Source organism: Pseudomonas sp. PS01300 (assembly GCF_029960155.1).
Lineage (GTDB): Bacteria > Pseudomonadota > Gammaproteobacteria > Pseudomonadales > Pseudomonadaceae > Aquipseudomonas > Aquipseudomonas palmensis.
In genome coordinates this window covers 263,337-282,034 of sequence record NZ_JASCPN010000001.1, presented here as the reverse complement: position 1 = coordinate 282,034, position 18,698 = coordinate 263,337, and the positions used below count along the sequence as shown (strand labels likewise).

Annotated in this window: 17 protein-coding genes; 10 read left to right on the top strand and 7 right to left on the bottom strand. The window is 65.9% G+C overall.

Going from position 1 to position 18,698, the window contains the following annotated elements:
- Positions 1 to 26: 26 nt before the first annotated feature.
- The 5 genes from dsbC (at position 27) to QMX96_RS01335 (ending at position 4,618) form a co-directional block, all read left to right on the top strand.
- A complete protein-coding gene (gene dsbC / locus QMX96_RS01355) occupies positions 27 to 764 on the top strand; it encodes a bifunctional protein-disulfide isomerase/oxidoreductase DsbC (protein ID WP_282360690.1) in 738 nt (245 codons plus the stop codon).
- 81 nt (positions 765 to 845) lie between these two features.
- Positions 846 to 2,150, top strand: a complete 1,305-nt coding sequence (locus QMX96_RS01350) for a homoserine dehydrogenase (protein ID WP_043863191.1) — start codon at positions 846 to 848, stop codon at positions 2,148 to 2,150.
- A 27-nt stretch (positions 2,151 to 2,177) separates the two neighbouring features.
- Positions 2,178 to 3,587 carry a threonine synthase gene (gene thrC / locus QMX96_RS01345; RefSeq protein ID WP_054915029.1) on the top strand — a complete coding sequence of 470 codons (1,410 nt, stop codon included), beginning with the start codon at positions 2,178 to 2,180 and terminating at the stop codon, positions 3,585 to 3,587.
- Positions 3,588 to 3,814: 227 nt separating this feature from the next.
- Positions 3,815 to 4,213 carry a response regulator gene (locus tag QMX96_RS01340; protein WP_052504291.1) on the top strand — a complete coding sequence of 133 codons (399 nt, stop codon included), beginning with the start codon at positions 3,815 to 3,817 and terminating at the stop codon, positions 4,211 to 4,213.
- Positions 4,214 to 4,330: 117 nt separating this feature from the next.
- A complete protein-coding gene (locus QMX96_RS01335; RefSeq protein ID WP_054915027.1) occupies positions 4,331 to 4,618 on the top strand; it encodes a DUF3509 domain-containing protein in 288 nt (95 codons plus the stop codon).
- A gap of 171 nt (positions 4,619 to 4,789) precedes the next feature.
- On the opposite strand, the gene QMX96_RS01330 is transcribed toward QMX96_RS01335, so the two are convergent.
- Both QMX96_RS01330 and QMX96_RS01325 read right to left on the bottom strand, forming a co-directional pair.
- The gene (locus QMX96_RS01330) at positions 4,790 to 5,647 is read right to left on the bottom strand and encodes a TIGR02285 family protein (protein WP_282360686.1); all 858 of its coding nucleotides are present in this window, start codon (positions 5,645 to 5,647) and stop codon (positions 4,790 to 4,792) included.
- Between the two features lie 8 nt (positions 5,648 to 5,655).
- Positions 5,656 to 6,855, bottom strand: coding sequence for a CaiB/BaiF CoA-transferase family protein (locus QMX96_RS01325; RefSeq protein WP_043863195.1), 1,200 nt, complete (start codon positions 6,853 to 6,855; stop codon positions 5,656 to 5,658).
- 153 nt (positions 6,856 to 7,008) lie between these two features.
- Here QMX96_RS01325 and QMX96_RS01320 point away from each other — a divergent pair, with 153 nt between their 5' ends.
- From QMX96_RS01320 to QMX96_RS01310, 3 genes are all read left to right on the top strand, one after another.
- On the top strand, positions 7,009 to 7,551 hold the full coding sequence (locus tag QMX96_RS01320; protein WP_054915026.1) for a YaeQ family protein: 543 nt from the start codon (positions 7,009 to 7,011) through the stop codon (positions 7,549 to 7,551).
- A 45-nt stretch (positions 7,552 to 7,596) separates the two neighbouring features.
- Complete coding sequence (gene recJ / locus QMX96_RS01315) at positions 7,597 to 9,306, top strand: single-stranded-DNA-specific exonuclease RecJ (RefSeq protein ID WP_282360685.1); 1,710 nt, start codon at positions 7,597 to 7,599, stop codon at positions 9,304 to 9,306.
- A 107-nt stretch (positions 9,307 to 9,413) separates the two neighbouring features.
- Positions 9,414 to 10,520 carry an NADH:flavin oxidoreductase/NADH oxidase gene (locus QMX96_RS01310; protein ID WP_282360684.1) on the top strand — a complete coding sequence of 369 codons (1,107 nt, stop codon included), beginning with the start codon at positions 9,414 to 9,416 and terminating at the stop codon, positions 10,518 to 10,520.
- Between the two features lie 65 nt (positions 10,521 to 10,585).
- On the opposite strand, the gene QMX96_RS01305 is transcribed toward QMX96_RS01310, so the two are convergent.
- The 5 genes from QMX96_RS01305 to ydcS form a co-directional block, all read right to left on the bottom strand.
- Complete coding sequence (locus QMX96_RS01305; RefSeq protein ID WP_258662239.1) at positions 10,586 to 12,010, bottom strand: gamma-aminobutyraldehyde dehydrogenase; 1,425 nt, start codon at positions 12,008 to 12,010, stop codon at positions 10,586 to 10,588.
- A gap of 24 nt (positions 12,011 to 12,034) precedes the next feature.
- Positions 12,035 to 12,844 carry an ABC transporter permease gene (locus QMX96_RS01300; RefSeq protein ID WP_043863200.1) on the bottom strand — a complete coding sequence of 270 codons (810 nt, stop codon included), beginning with the start codon at positions 12,842 to 12,844 and terminating at the stop codon, positions 12,035 to 12,037.
- Positions 12,834 to 13,739: an ABC transporter permease gene (locus tag QMX96_RS01295; RefSeq protein ID WP_282360677.1), complete on the bottom strand. Its 906-nt coding sequence runs from the start codon at positions 13,737 to 13,739 to the stop codon at positions 12,834 to 12,836. The genes QMX96_RS01300 and QMX96_RS01295 overlap by 11 nt, the downstream gene beginning before the upstream one ends.
- 1 nt (position 13,740) lies before the next feature.
- On the bottom strand, positions 13,741 to 14,781 hold the full coding sequence (locus tag QMX96_RS01290; RefSeq protein ID WP_043863202.1) for an ABC transporter ATP-binding protein: 1,041 nt from the start codon (positions 14,779 to 14,781) through the stop codon (positions 13,741 to 13,743).
- A 110-nt stretch (positions 14,782 to 14,891) separates the two neighbouring features.
- Complete coding sequence (gene ydcS, locus QMX96_RS01285) at positions 14,892 to 16,043, bottom strand: putative ABC transporter substrate-binding protein YdcS (RefSeq protein ID WP_058541467.1); 1,152 nt, start codon at positions 16,041 to 16,043, stop codon at positions 14,892 to 14,894.
- A gap of 175 nt (positions 16,044 to 16,218) precedes the next feature.
- Between ydcS and QMX96_RS01280 the strand changes: the two genes are divergently transcribed.
- Positions 16,219 to 16,938, top strand: a complete 720-nt coding sequence (locus QMX96_RS01280) for a tellurite resistance TerB family protein (RefSeq protein WP_054915019.1) — start codon at positions 16,219 to 16,221, stop codon at positions 16,936 to 16,938.
- Between the two features lie 136 nt (positions 16,939 to 17,074).
- Positions 17,075 to 18,697: a methyl-accepting chemotaxis protein gene (locus tag QMX96_RS01275; RefSeq protein WP_043863205.1), complete on the top strand. Its 1,623-nt coding sequence runs from the start codon at positions 17,075 to 17,077 to the stop codon at positions 18,695 to 18,697.
- Position 18,698 lies beyond the last annotated feature (1 nt).

The window sequence follows — 18,698 nt, the reverse complement described above, 5'->3', positions numbered from 1 at the left end:
CCCCCTGTCCGCCTTCAGGAGTTTTCATGCGCGTGACCCAGATTTTAGCCGCCGCCGCCCTGGCGCTGGCCAGTTCCTTCGCCGTGGCTGCGGCCAACGATGCCGAGCAGGCGATTCGCAAGTCGCTGCAGTCGCTGGAGTCGGAAGTACCGGTCGACAGCATCGCTGCCAGCCCGGTCAACGGCCTGTACGAGGTCAAGCTCAAGGGCGGCCGTGTGCTGTACGCCAGCGCCGACGGCCAGTTCCTGGTACAGGGCTATCTGTTCCAGATCCAGGACGGCAAGCCGGTCAACCTGACCGAAAAGGCCGAGCGCGTGGCCATCGCCAAGACCATCAATGCGATTCCGGCTTCCGAAATGGTGGTTTACCCTGCCAAGGGCGAAACCAAGTCGCACATCACCGTGTTCACCGACACCACCTGCCCGTACTGCCACAAGCTGCATGCCGAAGTGCCCGAGCTGAACAAGCGCGGCATCGAGGTGCGCTACGTGGCCTTCCCGCGTCAGGGCCTGGGCTCGTCGGGTGACCAGCAGCTGCAGGCGGTATGGTGTTCCACCGACCGCAAGGCGGCCATGGACAAGATGGTCGACGGCAAGGAAATCAAGGCCGCCAAGTGCGAGAACCCGGTCAGCAAGCAGTTCCAGATGGGGCAGTCGATCGGCGTCAACGGCACGCCGGCCATCGTGCTCGAGGACGGTCAGGTGATCCCGGGTTATCAGCCGGCGCCGCAAGTGGCCAAGCTGGCATTGACCGCAAGCAAGTAATTCAATCAGTGAGCCGTCACCATGGGGAGACGGCTGTTTTTTCGACCGGCGCATGGCCGGTCGTTCAATGGGGAGTTCACAGTGAAACCGGTCAAAGTAGGCATCTGTGGGTTGGGGACCGTCGGTGGCGGTACCTTCAATGTACTTCAGCGTAACGCCGAGGAGATTGCCCGCCGCGCCGGGCGTGGAATCGAAGTGGCACAAATCGCCATGCGTACGCCAAACCCGAACTGCCAGATTACCGGTACCCCCATTACCGCTGATGTGTTCGAGGTCGCGAGCAACCCCGAGATCGATATCGTCATTGAACTGATTGGCGGCTACACCATTGCCCGCGAGCTGGTGCTCAAGGCCATCGAGAACGGCAAGCACGTGGTCACCGCCAACAAGGCGCTGATTGCCGTGCACGGCAACGAGATCTTCGCCAGGGCGCGCGAGAAGGGCGTCATCGTCGCCTTCGAAGCGGCCGTGGCCGGCGGCATCCCGGTGATCAAGGCGATCCGCGAAGGCCTGTCGGCCAACCGCATCAACTGGGTGGCCGGTATCATCAATGGCACCGGCAACTTCATCCTCACCGAAATGCGCGAGAAGGGCCGCACCTTCCCCGACGTGCTGGCCGAAGCCCAGGCGCTGGGCTATGCCGAGGCCGACCCGACGTTCGACGTCGAGGGCATCGACGCCGCGCACAAGCTCACCATCCTGGCGTCCATCGCTTTCGGTATCCCGCTGCAGTTCGACAAGGCCTACACCGAAGGCATCACCCAGCTGACCACGGCCGACGTGAACTACGCCGAAGCGCTGGGCTACCGCATCAAGCACCTGGGCGTGGCCCGCAGCACGGCCAATGGCATCGAACTGCGCGTGCACCCGACGCTGATTCCGGCCGACCGCCTGATCGCCAATGTCAACGGCGTGATGAACGCGGTGATGGTCAACGGTGACGCCGCAGGCTCCACCCTGTTCTACGGCGCCGGCGCCGGCATGGAACCGACCGCCTCGTCGGTGATCGCCGACCTGGTCGACGTGGTCCGTGCCATGACCAGCGACCCGGAAAACCGCGTGCCGCACCTGGCTTTCCAGCCCGACTCGCTGTCGGCTCACCCGATCCTGCCGATCGAAGCCTGCGAGAGCGCCTACTACCTGCGCATCCAGGCCAAGGATCGTCCGGGCGTGCTGGCCCAGGTGGCGAGCATCCTGTCCGAGCGCGGCATCAATATCGAGTCGATCATGCAGAAGGAAGTCGAGGAGCACGATGGCCTGGTGCCGATGATCCTGCTCACCCACAGCGTGCTCGAGCAGCGCATGGACGACGCGATCACCGCCCTGGAAGCCTTGCAGGATGTGGTTGGCAGCGTTGTGCGCATCCGCGTCGAACAACTGAACTGAGCCGTCTTTGAGTTAGAGGAATAGGTCATGCGTTACATCAGTACCCGCGGCAAGGCACCGGCCCTGAATTTTGAAGATGTCCTGCTGGCCGGCCTGGCCAGCGATGGCGGCCTGTACGTGCCGGAAAACCTGCCGCGCTTCACCCAGGAAGAAATCGCCTCGTGGGCCGGCCTGCCGTACCACGAGCTGGCCTTCCGGGTGATGCGCCCGTTCGTCACCGGCTCCATTGCCGATGCCGACTTCAAGAAGATCCTCGAAGAAACCTACGGCGAGTTCGCTCACGCCGCGGTTGCCCCGCTGCGTCAGCTGAACAGCAACGAGTGGGTGCTGGAGCTGTTCCACGGCCCGACCCTGGCGTTCAAGGACTTCGCCCTGCAACTGCTCGGCCGCCTGCTCGATCACGTGCTGGCCAAGCGCGGCGAGCGCGTGGTGATCATCGGTGCCACCAGCGGTGACACCGGTTCGGCTGCCATCGAAGGCTGTCGGCGTTGCGACAACGTCGACATCTTCATTCTGCACCCGCACCAGCGTGTGTCGGAAGTTCAGCGTCGCCAGATGACCACCATCTTCGGCGAGAACATCCACAACATCGCCATCGAAGGCAACTTCGACGACTGCCAGGAGATGGTCAAGGCCAGCTTCGCCGACCAGGGCTTCCTCAAGGGCACCCGCCTGGTGGCCGTGAACTCGATCAACTGGGCGCGGATCATGGCCCAGATCGTGTACTACTTCCACGCCGCCCTGCAGTTGGGTGGCCCGGCGCGTTCGGTGGCGTTCTCGGTGCCTACCGGCAACTTCGGCGACATCTTCGCCGGCTACCTGGCGCGCAACATGGGCCTGCCGATCAGCCAGCTGATCGTGGCAACCAACCGCAACGACATCCTGCACCGCTTCATGAGCGGCAACCAGTACGTCAAGGAAACCCTGCACGCCACCCTGTCGCCGTCGATGGACATCATGGTGTCGTCGAACTTCGAGCGCCTGCTGTTCGACCTGCACGGTCGCAACGGCGCCGAGATTGCCGGCCTGATGGACACCTTCAAGCAGGGTGGCGGCTTCAGCGTCGAGCAAGACCGCTGGACCGAGGCGCGCAAGCTGTTCGATTCGCTGGCGGTGGATGATGCGCAAACCTGCGAGACCATCGCCGACGTGTTCGCGCAAACCGGCGAAGTGCTCGACCCGCACACCGCGATTGGCGTCAAGGCCGGCCGCGAGTGCCGTCGCAGCCTGGACACGCCGATGGTGGTGCTGGGTACCGCGCACCCGGTCAAGTTCCCCGAGGCGGTGGAGAAGGCGGGCGTGGGCAAGGCCCTGGAGCTGCCGGCGCACCTGACCGACCTGTTCTCCCGCGAGGAGAAATGCACGGTACTGCCCAACGACCTGAAAGCGGTGCAGGCCTTCGTCAGCCAGCACGGCAACCGTGGCAAGCCGCTCTGACGGCAGCGGTATGCAGCGTTGAACCAGGCCCCGGTGCGCAAGCCCCGGGGCTTTTTGTTGCGCGGCCCGCCATGCCACGGCAGGAACCTGGCTTGCTGGCGAACCGACGCGACGCGTCGATACCGTGGCGACACGAGGACGTTGCCGCCCCCTGGTTTCGGATTTTTCCTATGGGACGCCCGCGCGGGCTTTCCTAGAGTGGGCGCCCGTCCAATCCGGAGTCGCCCATGCGCTCACTCAAGGTTCTGCTTCTGGAGCCCCATGCCTATCGGCTGATGAACCTGCACCAGATGCTCAATGGCCTGGGCATCTACGACGTGCGCGTGGCTGAAACGACCCTCCAGGCGCACGGTGTGCTCGAACGACGGGGGCCGGTGGATATCGTCATCTGCGACCCGCTGTCGCCCGAGCACGATGGCATGGGCTTCATCGAGCACCTGGCGCTGCACGGCCTCGCCAGTGCCCTGATTGTCCTCAGTGGCGCCAGACGCAGCGTGCTCCAGGGGGTTGTCGAACTGATCGAGCTGTCGGGCCTGCGGGTGCTGGGCAGCACCCCCGCGCCAGCCAGCCCCAGCCAGTTGCACCCGTTGCTGCTGCAACACCCGGAGGCCGGGCCCGTGGCATGAATCTGTCATGTGCACCGGGCATGCTCGATGAACGTGCAGCGCGCCGCGGCAGAACTTTCAGCCTGTGCCGAGGGTCAGTGAAAGACCCCCTTCAACAACAACGTGAACGGTGAATGGATGGACAATATCAGCTTGTTGCTAAGTGAAGCATTGACGCCCTATCAGGTCACGCTGACCTCCCGGCATGCCAGTGCCGACTTCGACCTGCAGCTGGTCGACCCTGCCGGCGACACCGTGCTGCAGCGCAGTGTCAAGGCCAGCCAGCTGCATGACCAGCGCCTGCTCATCGACCTGGTGGACGGTATCCAACGTGACCTGCGCATCCACGAAGGGCGCCTGCAACCCTGCGTGATCGCAGCCCTCAAACATGCCCGCCAGGGCCGCGCGCAAATCGTTGCGGCGTGACGGGAACCTTTGTCCAGACAGGTACTCAGACAGCTTAAGGACAGTTGAACGGCATTTTGCTCCGATGCCGCCAGGCTGTTCGTGCGAGGCTCCAAGCAGCCCTCGTTTAACCCCGACGGCCTCCCCACCGCTCGGGGTTTCTTTTTGCCTGCGTAAAAGCGCGTGCCGGGGTCAGTGCTGGCTCAGCAGCTCGCGCGCCGCATCGAGGTAGGTCTTGCGCTGGTCGGGCTCTAGCCATTGTGCATACAGCGGTGCCAGGGTCTGCAGGCGCAGGTTGCGCAGCAACTGGTCGAGGTGGCTGATGGCCTCGCGGCCCAGCGGGGTGTCGGAGCAACCCACGTAGGTCAGCTGGTAGCGCGCCACGCCCTTGATCGGAAAGTACGTCAGGGCCTGGGGCTGCGGCTGCTTTTCGTTCATGTAGCGCACTTCCGGCCAGTAGGCCAGCAGCAGGTTCAGGCGCCCCAGCTGCTGCATCTGCAGCAGGCTGCCCACCGCATCGTTGCCGTAATGGCGGCTGATGGTGGCGGGCGGGGCGTTGGCCAGTATCGCGTCCACGGCGGGGCTGTAGCTGCGCTGGCCGACGACACCGAGCTTGTGCGTGTTGCTTGCCAGCAGGGCGTCCAGGTCGATTTCGCCATCGTGCAGGTACGGCGCAAGGCTTGCCTGGTCACTCTGGCGGGCAATCACCATGTTGCTCTGCGCAGCCAGCGCCGGTATCGAGAACTTCACGAAGCGCTCGCGCTCCGGGGTTCGCAGCAGCGTGGGGTCGCAGGTGAAGGAGGACTCCTGGAGCATCTGCATGCCGCGCGCGCGGTTGACCCGCACGATGCTGTGCTGGTACTCGGGCATCTGCGCGATGAGCAGCGGCAGCAGCTGGTCCATGGCGCCCTGGCCGGTTTTGGGGCCCTCGAACACGGTCAGCGGCGGCAGGTCGCGCAACAGCCAGGTGAGGGTTTCCTTGGCCCAGCTCGAGGCAGGCAGCAGGCTCAGCAGCACAGCCAGCAGTGCGCCGTGCAGGTTGCAGCACATGGCGCGACTCAGACCGCGCCCTGTTCGCGAAGATGGGCGATCTGCGCCGCGTCATAGCCCAGCTCGCCCAGCAACTGCGCGGTGTGCTCGCCCAGCGCCGGCCCCACCCATTCGCTGGAGCCTGGGGTGTCCGACAGCTTGGGCACGATGCCCGGCATCTTGAACGGCTTGCCGTCGGGCAGCCTGGCCTGGAGGAACATCTCGCGGGCGAGAAACTGTGGGTCGCTGAACATGTCCTCGGCCGAATAGATGCGGCTGGCCGGCACCTGGGCCTGGTTGAGCACCTGCATCAGGGTGTCCAGCGGCACGCTGCGGGCCCAGCGGTCGATCACCGCATACAGCTCGTCGCGGCGCAGGTCGCGCCCGTCATTGCTGGCCAGCGCCGGGTCGGCGGCCAGGTCGTCGCGCCCGATGGCCTGCATGAAGCGTTTGAAGATCGCATCGCCATTGGCGCCGATCTGCACATGCTTGCCATCGGCGCTGGTATGGATGGAGGAGGGGGTGATGCCCGGCATGATGTTGCCGGTGCGCTCGCGGATGAAGCCGAACACGTCGAACTCCGGCACCATGCTCTCCATCATCGCGAAGATGGCCTCGTACAGGGCCACGTCGACCACCTGGCCCTGGCCCCCGTTGACCTCGCGATGACGCAGCGCCATCAGTGCGCCGATCACGCCCCACAGCGCGGCAATCGAGTCGCCGATGGAAATGCCGGTGCGTACCGGCGGGCGGTCCTCGAAACCTGTGATGTAGCGCAGCCCGCCCATCGACTCGCCGACCGCGCCGAAGCCGGGCTGGTCTTTCATCGGCCCGGTCTGGCCGAAGCCGGACAGGCGTACCATCACCAGCTTCGGGTTCAGCGCGTGCAGTACCTCCCAGCCCAGGCCGAGCTTTTCCAGCACGCCGGGGCGGAAGTTCTCGATCAGGATGTCGGCCTCGCCCAGCAGCTGCTTGAGAATGGCCAGGCCTTCGGGGTGCTTGAGGTTGAGCGTGAGCGACTGCTTGTTGCGCGCCTGCACGAACCACCACAGCGAGGTGCCCTCGTACAGCTTGCGCCATTTGCGCAGCGGGTCGCCGCCATCGGGCGATTCGACCTTGACCACCTGGGCGCCGAATTCGGCGCAGATGCGCGAGGCGAAGGGGCCGGCGATCAGGGTGCCGAGTTCGATGACTTTGAGGCCGGCAAGCGGTTTGGTGGGCAACGACATGGGGCTTCCGTGGCAGCAGGGCAGAGCGCTAGTTTTTATCACAGGGCGGCAGCGGCAGATACTGCTGTTGGCCGCAGATTGTACGGTTCGGTTCGTTGATTGCCAGCGCATCGGTTAGACTGGGCGACTTTTCCTGTTACCAGAAGCCCGTCCATGGCCCAGCCGTCCACCACCTACAAGTTTGAACTGAACCTCACCGATCTCGACCGCGGCGTGTACGAAAGCGTCAAGCAGACCATCGCCCGCCACCCTTCGGAAACCGAAGAGCGCATGGCCGTGCGCCTGCTGGCCTATGCCCTCTGGTACAACGAGCAGCTGTCGTTCGGTCGCGGCCTGTCGGACGTCGACGAGCCGGCGCTGTGGGAAAAAAGCCTGGATGACCGGGTGCTGCACTGGATCGAAGTCGGCCAGCCCGATGCCGACCGCCTGACCTGGTGCTCGCGCCGCACCGAGCGCACCAGCCTGCTGGCCTACGGCAGCCTGCGGGTATGGGAAACCAAGGTGATCCCGGCGGTCAAGAACCTGAAGAACCTCAACATCGCCGCCGTGCCGCAAGAGGTGCTGGAAGTCCTGGCCAAGGACATGCCACGCGCCATCAAGTGGGATGTGATGATCAGCGAAGGCACGGTGTTCGTCACCGACGACCGCGGCCAGCACGAAGTCCAGCTGCAATGGCTGCTGGGCGAGCGCGGCTGATCCGCCCGCCGACCTTTTTCAAACCAGAGAAGCCTTGATCACTCCATGCGTATCGAACCGCGTTCACTGCCGTCCACCCTGCCGTTTCTTGGCGACCTGCCGCCCCTGCTGACCCGCCTGTACGCCGCCCGTGGTGTACAGAGCGCCGTCGAGCTGGACAAGAGCCTGGCACGCCTGCTGCCCTATCAGCAGCTCAAGGGTATCGACGCGTCGGTAGACCTGCTGGTGGAGGCACTGGACCAGCGCCAGCGCATCCTGATCGTCGGCGACTTCGACGCCGACGGTGCCACGGCCAGCACCGTGGGCGTGCTGGGCCTGCGCCTGCTGGGCGCCGCGCACGTCGACTACCTGGTGCCCAACCGTTTCGAATACGGTTACGGGCTGACCCCGGAAATCGTCGAGGTGGCACTGCAGCGCACGCCGCAGCTGCTGATCACCGTGGACAACGGCATCTCCAGCGTCGAAGGCGTGGCGGCGGCCAAGGCGGCCGGCCTGAAGGTGCTGGTCACCGACCACCACTTGCCGGGCCATGCGCTGCCGGCGGCCGATGCCATCGTCAACCCCAACCAGCCGGGCTGCGAGTTTCCGAGCAAGGCACTGGCCGGGGTCGGGGTGATCTTCTACGTATTGATGGCGCTGCGTGCGCGCTTGCGCAGCCTGGGCCGCTACGACGACCGCCCGCAGCCGAACATCGGCGAGCTGCTCGACCTGGTGGCGCTGGGCAGCGTGGCCGACGTGGTACCGCTGGACGCCAACAACCGCATCCTCGTGCACCAGGGCCTGGAGCGCATCCGTGCCGGTCGTGCGCGCCCGGGGCTCAAGGCGATTCTCGAGGTGGCCCGGCGCGAAGCGGCGCGCATCACCTCCACCGACCTGGGCTTCATCCTGGGCCCGCGGCTCAATGCTGCCGGGCGCCTGGACGACATGAGCCTGGGCATCGAATGCCTGCTCAGCGACGACCCGACCCTGGCTCGCGAGATGGCGGTGCAGCTGGACGAACTGAACCAGGACCGCAAGTCCATCGAGCAGGGCATGCAGCGCGAGGCGCTGGCCCAGCTCAAGGACCTGCCGCTGGAGTCGATGCCGTTCGGCCTGTGCCTGTACGAGGCTGACTGGCACCAGGGCGTGATCGGCATTCTGGCCTCGCGTCTGAAAGAACGTTATCACCGCCCGACCATCGCCTTTGCCGATGCCGGCGAAGGCATGCTCAAGGGCTCTGCGCGCTCGGTGCCGGGCTTTCACATTCGCGATGCGCTGGACGCCGTGGCGGCGGCCAACCCGGAGCTGATCAGCAAGTTCGGCGGGCACGCCATGGCGGCGGGGCTGTCGCTGCCGGCCGAGAACTTCCCGGCGTTCGCCCAGGCGTTCGACGAAGAAGTCCGCCGCCAGTTGCAGGAGGACGACCTCACCGGCCGGCTGCTGTCCGACGGCAGCCTGGCGGTCGAGGAGTTCCACCTGGAGCTGGCCCGCGCCCTGCGCAACGCCGGGCCGTGGGGGCAGCATTTTCCCGAGCCGCTGTTTCATGGCGTGTTCCAGCTGGTGCAGCAGCGGGTGGTGGGCGAGCGTCACCTGAAGGTGGTGCTCAAGAGCGAATGCGGTTCGGTGACCCTCGACGGCATCGCCTTCGGCATCGACCGCGAGGTATGGCCCAACCCCACCGTGCGCTGGGTGGAGCTGGCCTACAAGCTGGACGTCAACGAGTTTCGCGGCAACGAGACGGTGCAGTTGATGATCGCCCACATCGAGCCGCGCTGAACCCCTGGGTGGGCAAACTGGTCTAGTCTCTCAGAGACCGGCACTGAGCCGCGGGGAAGCCAAGGCGCTCGGTCCGGTCCACCATTCGGAGACTGGAGAGGTGCCCCATGAGCCTGCTGCTTGAGCCCTATACCCTGCGTCAACTGACGCTGCCCAACCGCATTGCGGTCTCGCCGATGTGCCAGTATTCGAGCGTCGACGGCCTGGCCAACGACTGGCACCTGGTCCACCTGGGCAGCCGCGCGGTCGGCGGTGCCGGGTTGATCTTCACGGAAGCCACCGCCGTCACGGCCGATGGCCGCATCACCGCCCAGGACCTGGGCCTGTGGTGCGACGAACAGATCGCCCCCCTGCAACGCATCACCCGCTTCATCACAGCCCAGGGCGTGGTGCCCGGCATTCAGCTGGCGCACGCCGGGCGCAAGGCCAGCACGCATCGGCCGTGGCTGGGCAAGCACGGCAGCGTCAAGCCCGAGGACGGTGGCTGGGTGCCGGTGGGGCCGTCGAAAATCGCTTTCGACCCGCAGCACACGGCGCCCACCGAATTGAGCGAAGGGCAGATCCACGAGGTGATCCAGGCCTTTGTCGAAGCCGCCCGGCGTGCACTGGTGGCCGGCTTCAAGGTCGTGGAAGTGCATGCCGCCCATGGCTACCTGCTGCACCAGTTTCTCTCGCCATTGAGCAACCAGCGTCGCGACCAGTACGGCAGCTCGTTCGAGAACCGCATTCGCCTGACCTTGCAGGTGACCGAGGCGGTGCGCGAGGTGTGGCCGTCGGAGTTGCCGCTGTTCGTGCGGGTATCGGCCACCGACTGGGTGGAGGATGGCTGGAACCCGGATGAAACCGTCGAGCTGGCCAAGCGCCTCAAGGCCCTGGGCGCCGACCTGATCGACGTGTCGTCGGGGGGCACCTCGATGAATGCCGAGATTCCCACCGGGCCTGGCTATCAGACACGCTTTGCCGAGCGGGTGCGCAAGGAATCGGGGATCGCCACCGGCACGGTGGGCATGATCACCGAGCCGGCCCAGGCCGAGCACATTCTGCGCACCGGCCAGGCCGACATCATCCTGCTGGCCCGCGAGCTGCTGCGCGATCCGTACTGGCCGCTGCATGCCGACGACGACCTGGGCGGGCAGAAGGCCATATGGCCGGCGCAGTACCAGCGTGCGACCCACCGCGACCAGCCGATCCACGAGTCCGACCTGCGCGACTGAAGGCTATGCCAAAGGGCCGCCGAGCGGCCCTCCTGCGCAGGTAACGCCTGCCTGCGCCGTGGGCCTCAATGCCTGAACATCACATGCCGCACGCAGGTGTAGTCCTCCAGCCCATACATCGACATGTCCTTGCCGTAGCCCGACAGCTTCTGCCCGCCGTGGGGCATTTCGCTGACCAGCATGAAGTGCGTGTTGACCCAGGTGCAGCCGTACTGCAACCGGGCGGACACCCGGTGGGCGCGGCCGACATCGGCGGTCCACAGTGACGAGGCCAGGCCGTAGTCCGAATCGTTGGCCCAGGCCAGCGCCTGCGCTTCGTCTTCGAAGCGGGTCACCGACACCACCGGCCCGAATACCTCGCGGCGCACGATCTCGTCATCCTGCTGGGCGTCGGCCAGCACCGTCGGCTCGAAGAAGAACCCGTCGCCCGTCACCGCCTTGCCGCCGGTGACCAGGCGAATATGCGGCTGGGCCACGGCGCGCTCCACCAGCGCTGCCACCCGGTCGCGGTGTGCGGCACTGATCAGCGGCCCGAGTTCGGTGTCCGGGTCGTCCTGCAACCCGTGCCGGAGGCTGGCCACTGCCTCGCCGAGCTTGTTCACGAAGGTGTCGTAGATGCCGGCCTGGGCATAGATCCGGCAGGCCGCGGTGCAGTCCTGCCCGGCATTGTAGAAGCCGAAGGTGCGAATGCCTTCCACCGCAGCGTCGATGTCGGCATCGTCGAAGATGATCACCGGGGCCTTGCCGCCCAGTTCCATGTGTAGGCGTTTCACGCTGTCGGCGGTGCCGGTGATGATCTGGCTGCCGGTGGCGATCGAGCCGGTCAACGACACCATGCGCACCTTGGGGTGGGTGACCAGGGGCATACCTACGCTCTGGCCCTTGCCGAACAGGATGTTGAGCACCCCGGCCGGAAACAGCTCGGCCGCCAGTTCGCCCAGGCGCAGGGCGGTCAGCGGGGTCTGTTCCGAAGGCTTGAGCACCACGGTGTTGCCGGCGGCCAGGGCCGGGGCGATCTTCCATGCCAGCATCATCAGCGGGTAGTTCCACGGCGCGATGGACGCCACCACACCCAGCGGGTCGCGGCGTACCATCGAAGTGTGCCCCGCCAGGTACTCGCCCGCCGCCGAGCCGCCCAGACAGCGGCTGGCCCCGGCAAAGAAGCGGAACACGTCGGCGATTGCCGGCAGTTCGTCGTTCAGCGCGGCCGGGTAGGGCTTGCCGCAGTTGTCCGATTCCAGCCTGGCCAGCTCCCCGGCATGGGCGTCTATCAGGTCGGCCAGCTTGAGCAGCAGTGCGGCGCGGTCTTTCGGTGCGGTCTGCGACCAGCCGTCGAAGGCATGGTCGGCGGCGCGCACCGCCGCATCCACCTGCGCTTCGCTGGCCTCGTTGATGTCCACCAGCACGCTGCCCAGCGCGGGGTTGAGCACGCTGTGGGCCGGGCCTTCGCCGGCGACGAGCTGGCCGTTGATCAGCAGTCGGGTTTGCATGGTGTTCGATCCTCCTGGTTCAGGTCATTTGCCGTCGCTGCCGGTCACGTTCTCGGCGCCACGGGTCAGGTAGTAGGCGCCCAGAATCGGCAGCATGGTCACCAGCATCACCAGCATGGCCACCACGTTGGTCACCGGCACGTCGCGCGGGCGGCTGAGCTGGTTGAGCAGCCAGATCGGCAGGGTGCGTTCGTGGCCGGCGGTGAAGGTGGTCACGATGATTTCGTCGAACGACAGCGCGAACGCCAGCATGCCGCCCGCCAGCAGGGCCGACCCCAGATTGGGCAGCACGATGTAGCGAAAGGTCTGCCAGCCGTCGGCGCCCAGGTCCATCGACGCCTCGATCTGGTTCTGCGAGGTGCGCCGCAGACGCGCGATGACGTTGTTGTAGACGATCACCACGCAGAAGGTGGCGTGGCCCACCACGATGGTGAAGATCCCGGGCTCGATGCCCAGGGTCTTGAACGCCGACAGCAGGGCGATGCCGGTGATGATGCCGGGCAGGGCGATGGGCAGGATCAGCATCAGCGACAGGCTCTCCTTGCCGAAGAAGCTGCGCCGGTACAGGGCCGCGGCGGCCAGGGTGCCAAGCACCAGGGCGATCAGCGTGGCCAGGCACGCCACCTGCAGCGACAGCTTGATCGACTCGAGCACGTCGGGGCGCGAAAACGCCACGCCGAACCACTTGAGGGTCAGGCCCCGGGGCGGAAAGCTGAAGGCCGCGTCTTCGGTATTGAAGGCGTACAGCACGATGATCAGGATCGGAAAGTGCAGGAACAGCAGCCCGCCCCAGGCGGCCAGGCGCAGCCCCGGCGAGGCGTTGTCAGAGTGCATCGAAGGCTCCCAGGCGTTTGACGAGGGTCAGGTACACGGCGATCAGCATGATCGGTACCAGGGTGAAGGCGGCGGCCATCGGCATGTTGCCGATGGCGCCTTGCTGGGCGTACACCATGCTGCCGATGAAGTAGCCGGGCGGGCCCACCAGCTGCGGCACGATGAAATCGCCCAGGGTCAGCGAGAAGGTGAAAATGGAGCCGGCGGCGATGCCCGGCACCGCCAGCGGCAGGGTCACCTGCACGAACGTCTGGTGCGGGCGTGCGCCAAGGTCGGCCGAGGCGTGCAGCAGCGAGGGCGGCAGGCGCTCCAGCGCGGCCTGGATCGGCAGGATCATGAACGGCAGCCAGATGTACACGAACACCATAAAGCGCCCCAGGTGCGAGGTCGACAGGGTGCTGCCGCCCACCCCGGGAATGCCGAGCAGCCATTGCAGCAGTGGCTCCAGGTTCAGCTGCTGGACGAACCACTGGGCCACCCCGCCCTTGGCCAGCAGCAGGGTCCAGGCATAGGCCTTGACGATGTAGCTGGCCCACATCGGCATCATCACCGCGATGTAGAAGAACGCCTTGGTGCTGCCGCGGGTGTAGCGGGCCATGTAGTAGGCGATGGGAAACGCCAGCACCGCGCTGGCGATCGACACCGCCACCGCCATGCCCAGGGTACGCAGGATGATGTCGAAGTTGGATGGCTGCAGCAGCGCGGCAAAGTTGGCCAGGGTCAGCTCGGGCGTCACCGCCATGGTGAAGTCGTCGAAGGTGTAGAAACCTTGCCACAGCAGCGCCAGCAGCGAGCCCAGGTAGATCGCACCGAACCAGATCAGCGGCGGTATCAACAGCATCGCCAGGTACAGGTTGGAGCGACGGTAGAGCAGGGTGGCCAGGCGCCGCATCATCTCAGCGGCCCTCGTCGAGCACGGTTTCGCGCAGCGCGGTCATGGCCTCGCGCGGCCAGTGGGCGTGCAGGCGCTGGCCGGGCTGCCAGGGGGCGGCGTCGGCATGCCACTGGCTGTTGGCCTGGCTCACCGCCAGCAACTGGCCGTTGTCCAGCTGCAGTTCGTAGCGGGTGGTGCTGCCCTGGTACTGGATATCGTGCAGCACGCCGCTGAGCTGGAGGACGTCGCCCGGGATGGCCGACGCGCTCAGGCGAATGTGTTCCGGGCGGATCGAGAACGGCTGCGGGCTGGCCACCAGGTGTTGGGCCAGCTCGCCGCGCAGCACGTTGGAAGTGCCGACGAACTCGGCAACGAAGGGGGTGGCCGGTTGCATGTAGAGGTTGCGCGGCGTGTCGACCTGTTCGATGCGCCCGCGGTTGAACACCGCCACGCGGTCGGACATCGACAGCGCCTCGGTCTGGTCGTGGGTGACGAAAATGAAGGTGATGCCCAGCTGGCGCTGGAGCTTCTTCAGCTCGCCCTGCATCTGCTCGCGCAGCTTGAGGTCCAGCGCGCCGAGGGGCTCGTCCAGCAGCAGTACCCGGGGACGATTGACCAGCGCGCGGGCCAGGGCCACGCGCTGGCGCTGCCCGCCGGACAACTGCACCGGCTTGCGCTCGCCGTAGCCGGCCAGGGCCACCATGCCCAGGGCCTCTTCGGCGCGGGCATGGCGCTGGGCCTTGGCCACGCCCTTGACCTTGAGCCCGTAGGCCACGTTGTCGCGCACGTTCATGTGCGGGAACAGCGCGTAGTCCTGGAAGACCGTGTTGACGTCGCGCTGGTAGGGCGGCAGGCCGGCGGCTTCCACGCCGTGGATGCGAATCGAGCCGTGGCTGGGTTGTTCGAACCCGGCGATCAGGCGCAGGCAGGTGGTCTTGCCCGAGCCCGAAGGGCCGAGCATGGAGAAGAACTCGCCGTCTTCGATGTCGATGCAGACCCGGTCGACGGCCTTGACCTCGCCGAACAGGCGGGACACTTGGGTGAACTGTACGGCTGGGGGCATGCGAGGTACTCCACGGTTCTGCGAGGGCGGTGCGCTCGCTTTGCCGTCAAGGCCGGCCCCTGCAGGTGTGCGAGTCGCCTGCAGGGGCCGGCCTTGACGGCGAAGAGGCCCTAACGGCCGCCCATGATCGCGATGTAGTCCTGGGTCCAGCGGCTATAGGGCACGAACTTGCCCCCTTGCGCCTGCGGCGTGCGCCAGAACGCGATCTTGTCGAACAGGTCGAAACCGTTGGTCTTGCACCCGTCGGCCCCCAGCAGTTCACTGCCCGAACACGCCGCCGGCACCACCGGCAACGAGCCGAACCACGCCGCCACGTCGCCCTGCACCTTGGGCTGCAGCGACCAGTCCATCCATTTGTAGGCGCAATTGGGGTGCTTGGCCTCGGCGTGCAGCATGGTGGTATCGGCCCAGCCGGTGGCGCCTTCCCTGGGGATGGTCGAGGCCACCGGCTGCTTGTCGGCCTTGAGCCCGTTGACCATGTAGCCCCAGGAGCTTGAAGCCGCCACACCTTCGTTCTTGACGTCGCTCATCTGCACGGTTGCGTCATGCCAGTAGCGGTGAATCAGGGGGCGTTGCTGGCGCAACAGGTCGAGCACCGCCTTGTACTGGGTTTCGTTGAGCTCGTAGGGGTTGTCGATGCCCAGTTCCGGCTTGGCCGTCTTCAGGTACAGCGCCGCATCGGCGATGTAGATCGGCCCGTCATAGGCCTGCACACGGCCCTTGTTCGGCTTGCCGTCCGGCAGGTCCTGCGGCTCGAACACCACGCCCCAGCTGGTGGGCGCCTGCTTGAACACCTCGGTGTTGTACAGCAGCACGTTCGGCCCCCACTGGTACGGCGTGCCGTAGACCTTGGCGTCGACCACGTACCAGGGGCCGTCCTTCAGGCGCGGGTCGAGGTGCTTCCAGTTGGGGATCAGGTCGGTGTTGATCGCCTGCACACGCTTGCCGGCAATCAGGCGCAGCGAGGCATCGCCCGACGCGGTCACCAGGTCGTAGCCGCCCTTGGTCATCAGGCTGACCATCTCGTCGGAGGTGGCGGCAGTCTTGACGCTCACCTTGCAGCCGGTGTCCTGCTCGAAACCGCTGACCCAGTCGTAGGCCTTGTCGCTCTCGCCGCGCTCGATGTAGCCGGGCCAGGCCACGATGTCCAGTTGCCCTTCGCCGGCACCCACGGCCTTGAGCGGCTCGGCGGCCTGCAGGCTGGCGCTGGCGAGGATCCCGGCGCCCAGGGCGCCAAGCAATGCGGTGGTGTGCACAAGCATGATGTTCCCTCTTTTATTGGAATTGTGCAGGGGCAGTGATGACGGTGCTGCAGCGGTGCATTCCCTACTAGCGTAGTGCGTTCCCGCGAATGCAACATCCAGAAGCAAATGCGCAGCGTGACGACGCAGGTCAGGCTTTACTCTGGCGTTTCATTTCCTTGTTGAGGACGTTCAGATGAACACCCGAGGTTTGCTCGACCAGTTGCTAAAGTCCGGCCAGGAGCTGCTGCAGAACCAGGCCGGCAAAGGTGCCAGCGCCAAGCCAGGGGGCAGTGGCGGGCTGGGTGGGTTGCTCGGCGGCGCCGGTGGCGGTGGCCTGGGCGGGCTGCTCTCCGGTGCCGGCGGTGGTGCGCTGGCGGCGGGCGCGATGGGCCTGCTGCTGGGCAACAAGAAGGCGCGCAGCCTGGGGGGCAAGGCGCTCACCTATGGTGGCCTGGCCGCCCTCGGTGTGCTGGCCTACAAGGCCTACGGCAACTGGCAGGCCCAGCAGGGCAGTGCGCCGCAGCGCGAACCGCAGACCCTCGACCGCCTGCCTGCCGCCCAGGTCGAATTGCACAGCCAGGCCATCCTCAAGGCGCTGGTGGCTGCGGCCAAGGCCGACGGGCATGTCGACGAGCGCGAGAAGGCGCTGATCGAAGGCGAGTTCGTCAAGCTCGACAACGACCACGAGCTGCAACAGTGGCTGCATGCCGAACTCAACCGACCGCTGGACCCGGCCGACGTCGCCCGCGCTGCCACAACGCCGGAAATGGCGGCCGAGATGTACATCGCCAGCGTCATGCTGGTGGACGAGGAACACTTCATGGAGCGCGCCTACCTCGACGAGCTGGCCAAGCAGCTCAAGCTCGACCCGGCCCTCAAGGCCGAGCTGGAAAAACAGGTTCGCCAGGCCTGAGTCAGCAAATGCGGGCATATGGCCATCGCGCAGGCCATTTTGCCCGAGCCGTCTTGATCCAGAGCGCGTGCAGATAAGGTGCGTGGGCTATAATCTGCGCATTTTTCTGCTCGCGTAGAATCCTTGAGGGCTGACTGTGAAGAACTGGACATTGCGCCAACGCATCCTGGCGAGCTTCGCCATGATCATTGCCATCATGCTGTTGATGGTGGTCGCTGCCTACTCGCGCCTGGTGGCGATCGAGTCCAGTGAGGAGGCGGTGCGTTCGGACAGCATCCCTGGCGTGTACTACAGCTCGATGATCCGCAGCGCCTGGGTCGACAGCTACGTCAACACCCAGCAGTTGCTCGGCCTGAGCAACCATCGCGAGCTGACCAATGCCGACGCCGAGCTGTACAAGAGCTTCGAGGATCGCCTCAAGCAGAACATGGCCGATTACCAGAAGACCATCCAGTCCTCCGAAGACCAGTCCAGCTACGAGGAGTTCGTGCGCCTGGAGCAGGGCTACCTGAAGCTGCTCGACAGCGTGCTGGAGGCCTACCGGCAGAAGAACTACGCCGAGGCCCAGCGCCTGCTGCAGGACAGCATGACCCCGGCCTGGAACGAGGGCCGCAAGCACCTGAACACGGTGATCGAAGGCAACCGGGTGTCGGCCGAGCAGGCCACCGGTGCCATCGTCAGCGCGGTGACCACGGCCAAGGTCAGCATGATGATCTCGCTGGTGCTGGCGATCATTGCAGCCGGCATCTGCGGCCTGATGCTGATGCGCGCCATCACCGGCCCCATGCAACTGATCGTGCGGGCGCTGGACAAGCTGCGCGGCGGTGACCTCAGCGTGCGCCTGAGCCTGGACCGCAAGGATGAATTCGGCGCGGTGGAAACCGGCTTCAACGAAATGATGAGCGAGCTGACCACCCTGGTGTCCCAGGCCCAGCGCTCGTCGGTGCAGGTCACCACCTCGGTGACCGAGATTGCCGCCACCTCCAAGCAGCAGCAGGCCACCGCCACCGAAACGGCCGCCACCACCACCGAAATCGGTGCCACCTCGCGGGAAATCGCCGCCACCTCCCGTGACCTGGTGCGCACCATGACCGAGGTCACCAGCGCTGCCGACCAGGCCTCGGTACTGGCCGGCTCCGGCCAGCAGGGCCTGGCGCGCATGGAAGAGACCATGCACCAGGTGATGGGCGCGGCCGACCTGGTCAACAACAAGCTGGCGATCCTCAACGAGAAGGCCGGCAACATCAACCAGGTGGTGGTCACCATCGTCAAGGTCGCCGACCAGACCAACCTGCTGTCGCTCAACGCCGCCATCGAGGCCGAGAAGGCCGGCGAATATGGCCGCGGCTTTGCCGTGGTGGCCACTGAGGTGCGCCGCCTGGCCGACCAGACCGCCGTGGCCACCTACGATATCGAACAGATGGTGCGCGAGATCCAGTCGGCGGTGTCGGCCGGGGTGATGGGCATGGACAAGTTTTCCGAGGAAGTGCGTCGCGGCATGGCCGAGGTGCAGCAGGTGGGCGAGCAACTGACCCAGATCATCCACCAGGTGCAGGCGCTGGCGCCACGGGTGCTGATGGTCAACGAAGGCATGCAGGCCCAGGCCACCGGTGCCGAGCAGATCAACCATGCACTGGCGCAGCTGGGCGATGCCAGCAGCCAGACCGTGGAGTCGCTGCGCCAGGCCAGTTTCGCCATCGACGAGCTGAGCCAGGTAGCGGTCGGCCTTCGTGGTGGTGTGTCGCGGTTCAAAGTCTGAA

Bases quoted from the DNA above. Each gene is read 5' to 3' on its own strand.
- QMX96_RS01320 (WP_054915026.1), top strand. From the start codon at position 7,009: ATGGCCCAGCCGTCCACCACCTACAAGTTTGAACTGAACCTCACCGAT.
- dsbC (WP_282360690.1), top strand. From the start codon at position 27: ATGCGCGTGACCCAGATTTTAGCCGCCGCCGCCCTGGCGCTGGCCAGT.
- QMX96_RS01310 (WP_282360684.1), top strand. From the start codon at position 9,414: ATGAGCCTGCTGCTTGAGCCCTATACCCTGCGTCAACTGACGCTGCCC.
- ydcS (WP_058541467.1), bottom strand. From the start codon at position 16,043: ATGCTTGTGCACACCACCGCATTGCTTGGCGCCCTGGGCGCCGGGATC.
- thrC (WP_054915029.1), top strand. From the start codon at position 2,178: ATGCGTTACATCAGTACCCGCGGCAAGGCACCGGCCCTGAATTTTGAA.
- QMX96_RS01305 (WP_258662239.1), bottom strand. From the start codon at position 12,010: ATGCAAACCCGACTGCTGATCAACGGCCAGCTCGTCGCCGGCGAAGGC.
- QMX96_RS01295 (WP_282360677.1), bottom strand. From the start codon at position 13,739: ATGATGCGGCGCCTGGCCACCCTGCTCTACCGTCGCTCCAACCTGTAC.
- QMX96_RS01300 (WP_043863200.1), bottom strand. From the start codon at position 12,844: ATGCACTCTGACAACGCCTCGCCGGGGCTGCGCCTGGCCGCCTGGGGC.
- QMX96_RS01335 (WP_054915027.1), top strand. From the start codon at position 4,331: ATGGACAATATCAGCTTGTTGCTAAGTGAAGCATTGACGCCCTATCAG.
- QMX96_RS01330 (WP_282360686.1), bottom strand. From the start codon at position 5,647: ATGTGCTGCAACCTGCACGGCGCACTGCTGGCTGTGCTGCTGAGCCTG.
- QMX96_RS01280 (WP_054915019.1), top strand. From the start codon at position 16,219: ATGAACACCCGAGGTTTGCTCGACCAGTTGCTAAAGTCCGGCCAGGAG.
- QMX96_RS01325 (WP_043863195.1), bottom strand. From the start codon at position 6,855: ATGTCGTTGCCCACCAAACCGCTTGCCGGCCTCAAAGTCATCGAACTC.
- recJ (WP_282360685.1), top strand. From the start codon at position 7,597: ATGCGTATCGAACCGCGTTCACTGCCGTCCACCCTGCCGTTTCTTGGC.
- QMX96_RS01290 (WP_043863202.1), bottom strand. From the start codon at position 14,781: ATGCCCCCAGCCGTACAGTTCACCCAAGTGTCCCGCCTGTTCGGCGAG.
- QMX96_RS01340 (WP_052504291.1), top strand. From the start codon at position 3,815: ATGCGCTCACTCAAGGTTCTGCTTCTGGAGCCCCATGCCTATCGGCTG.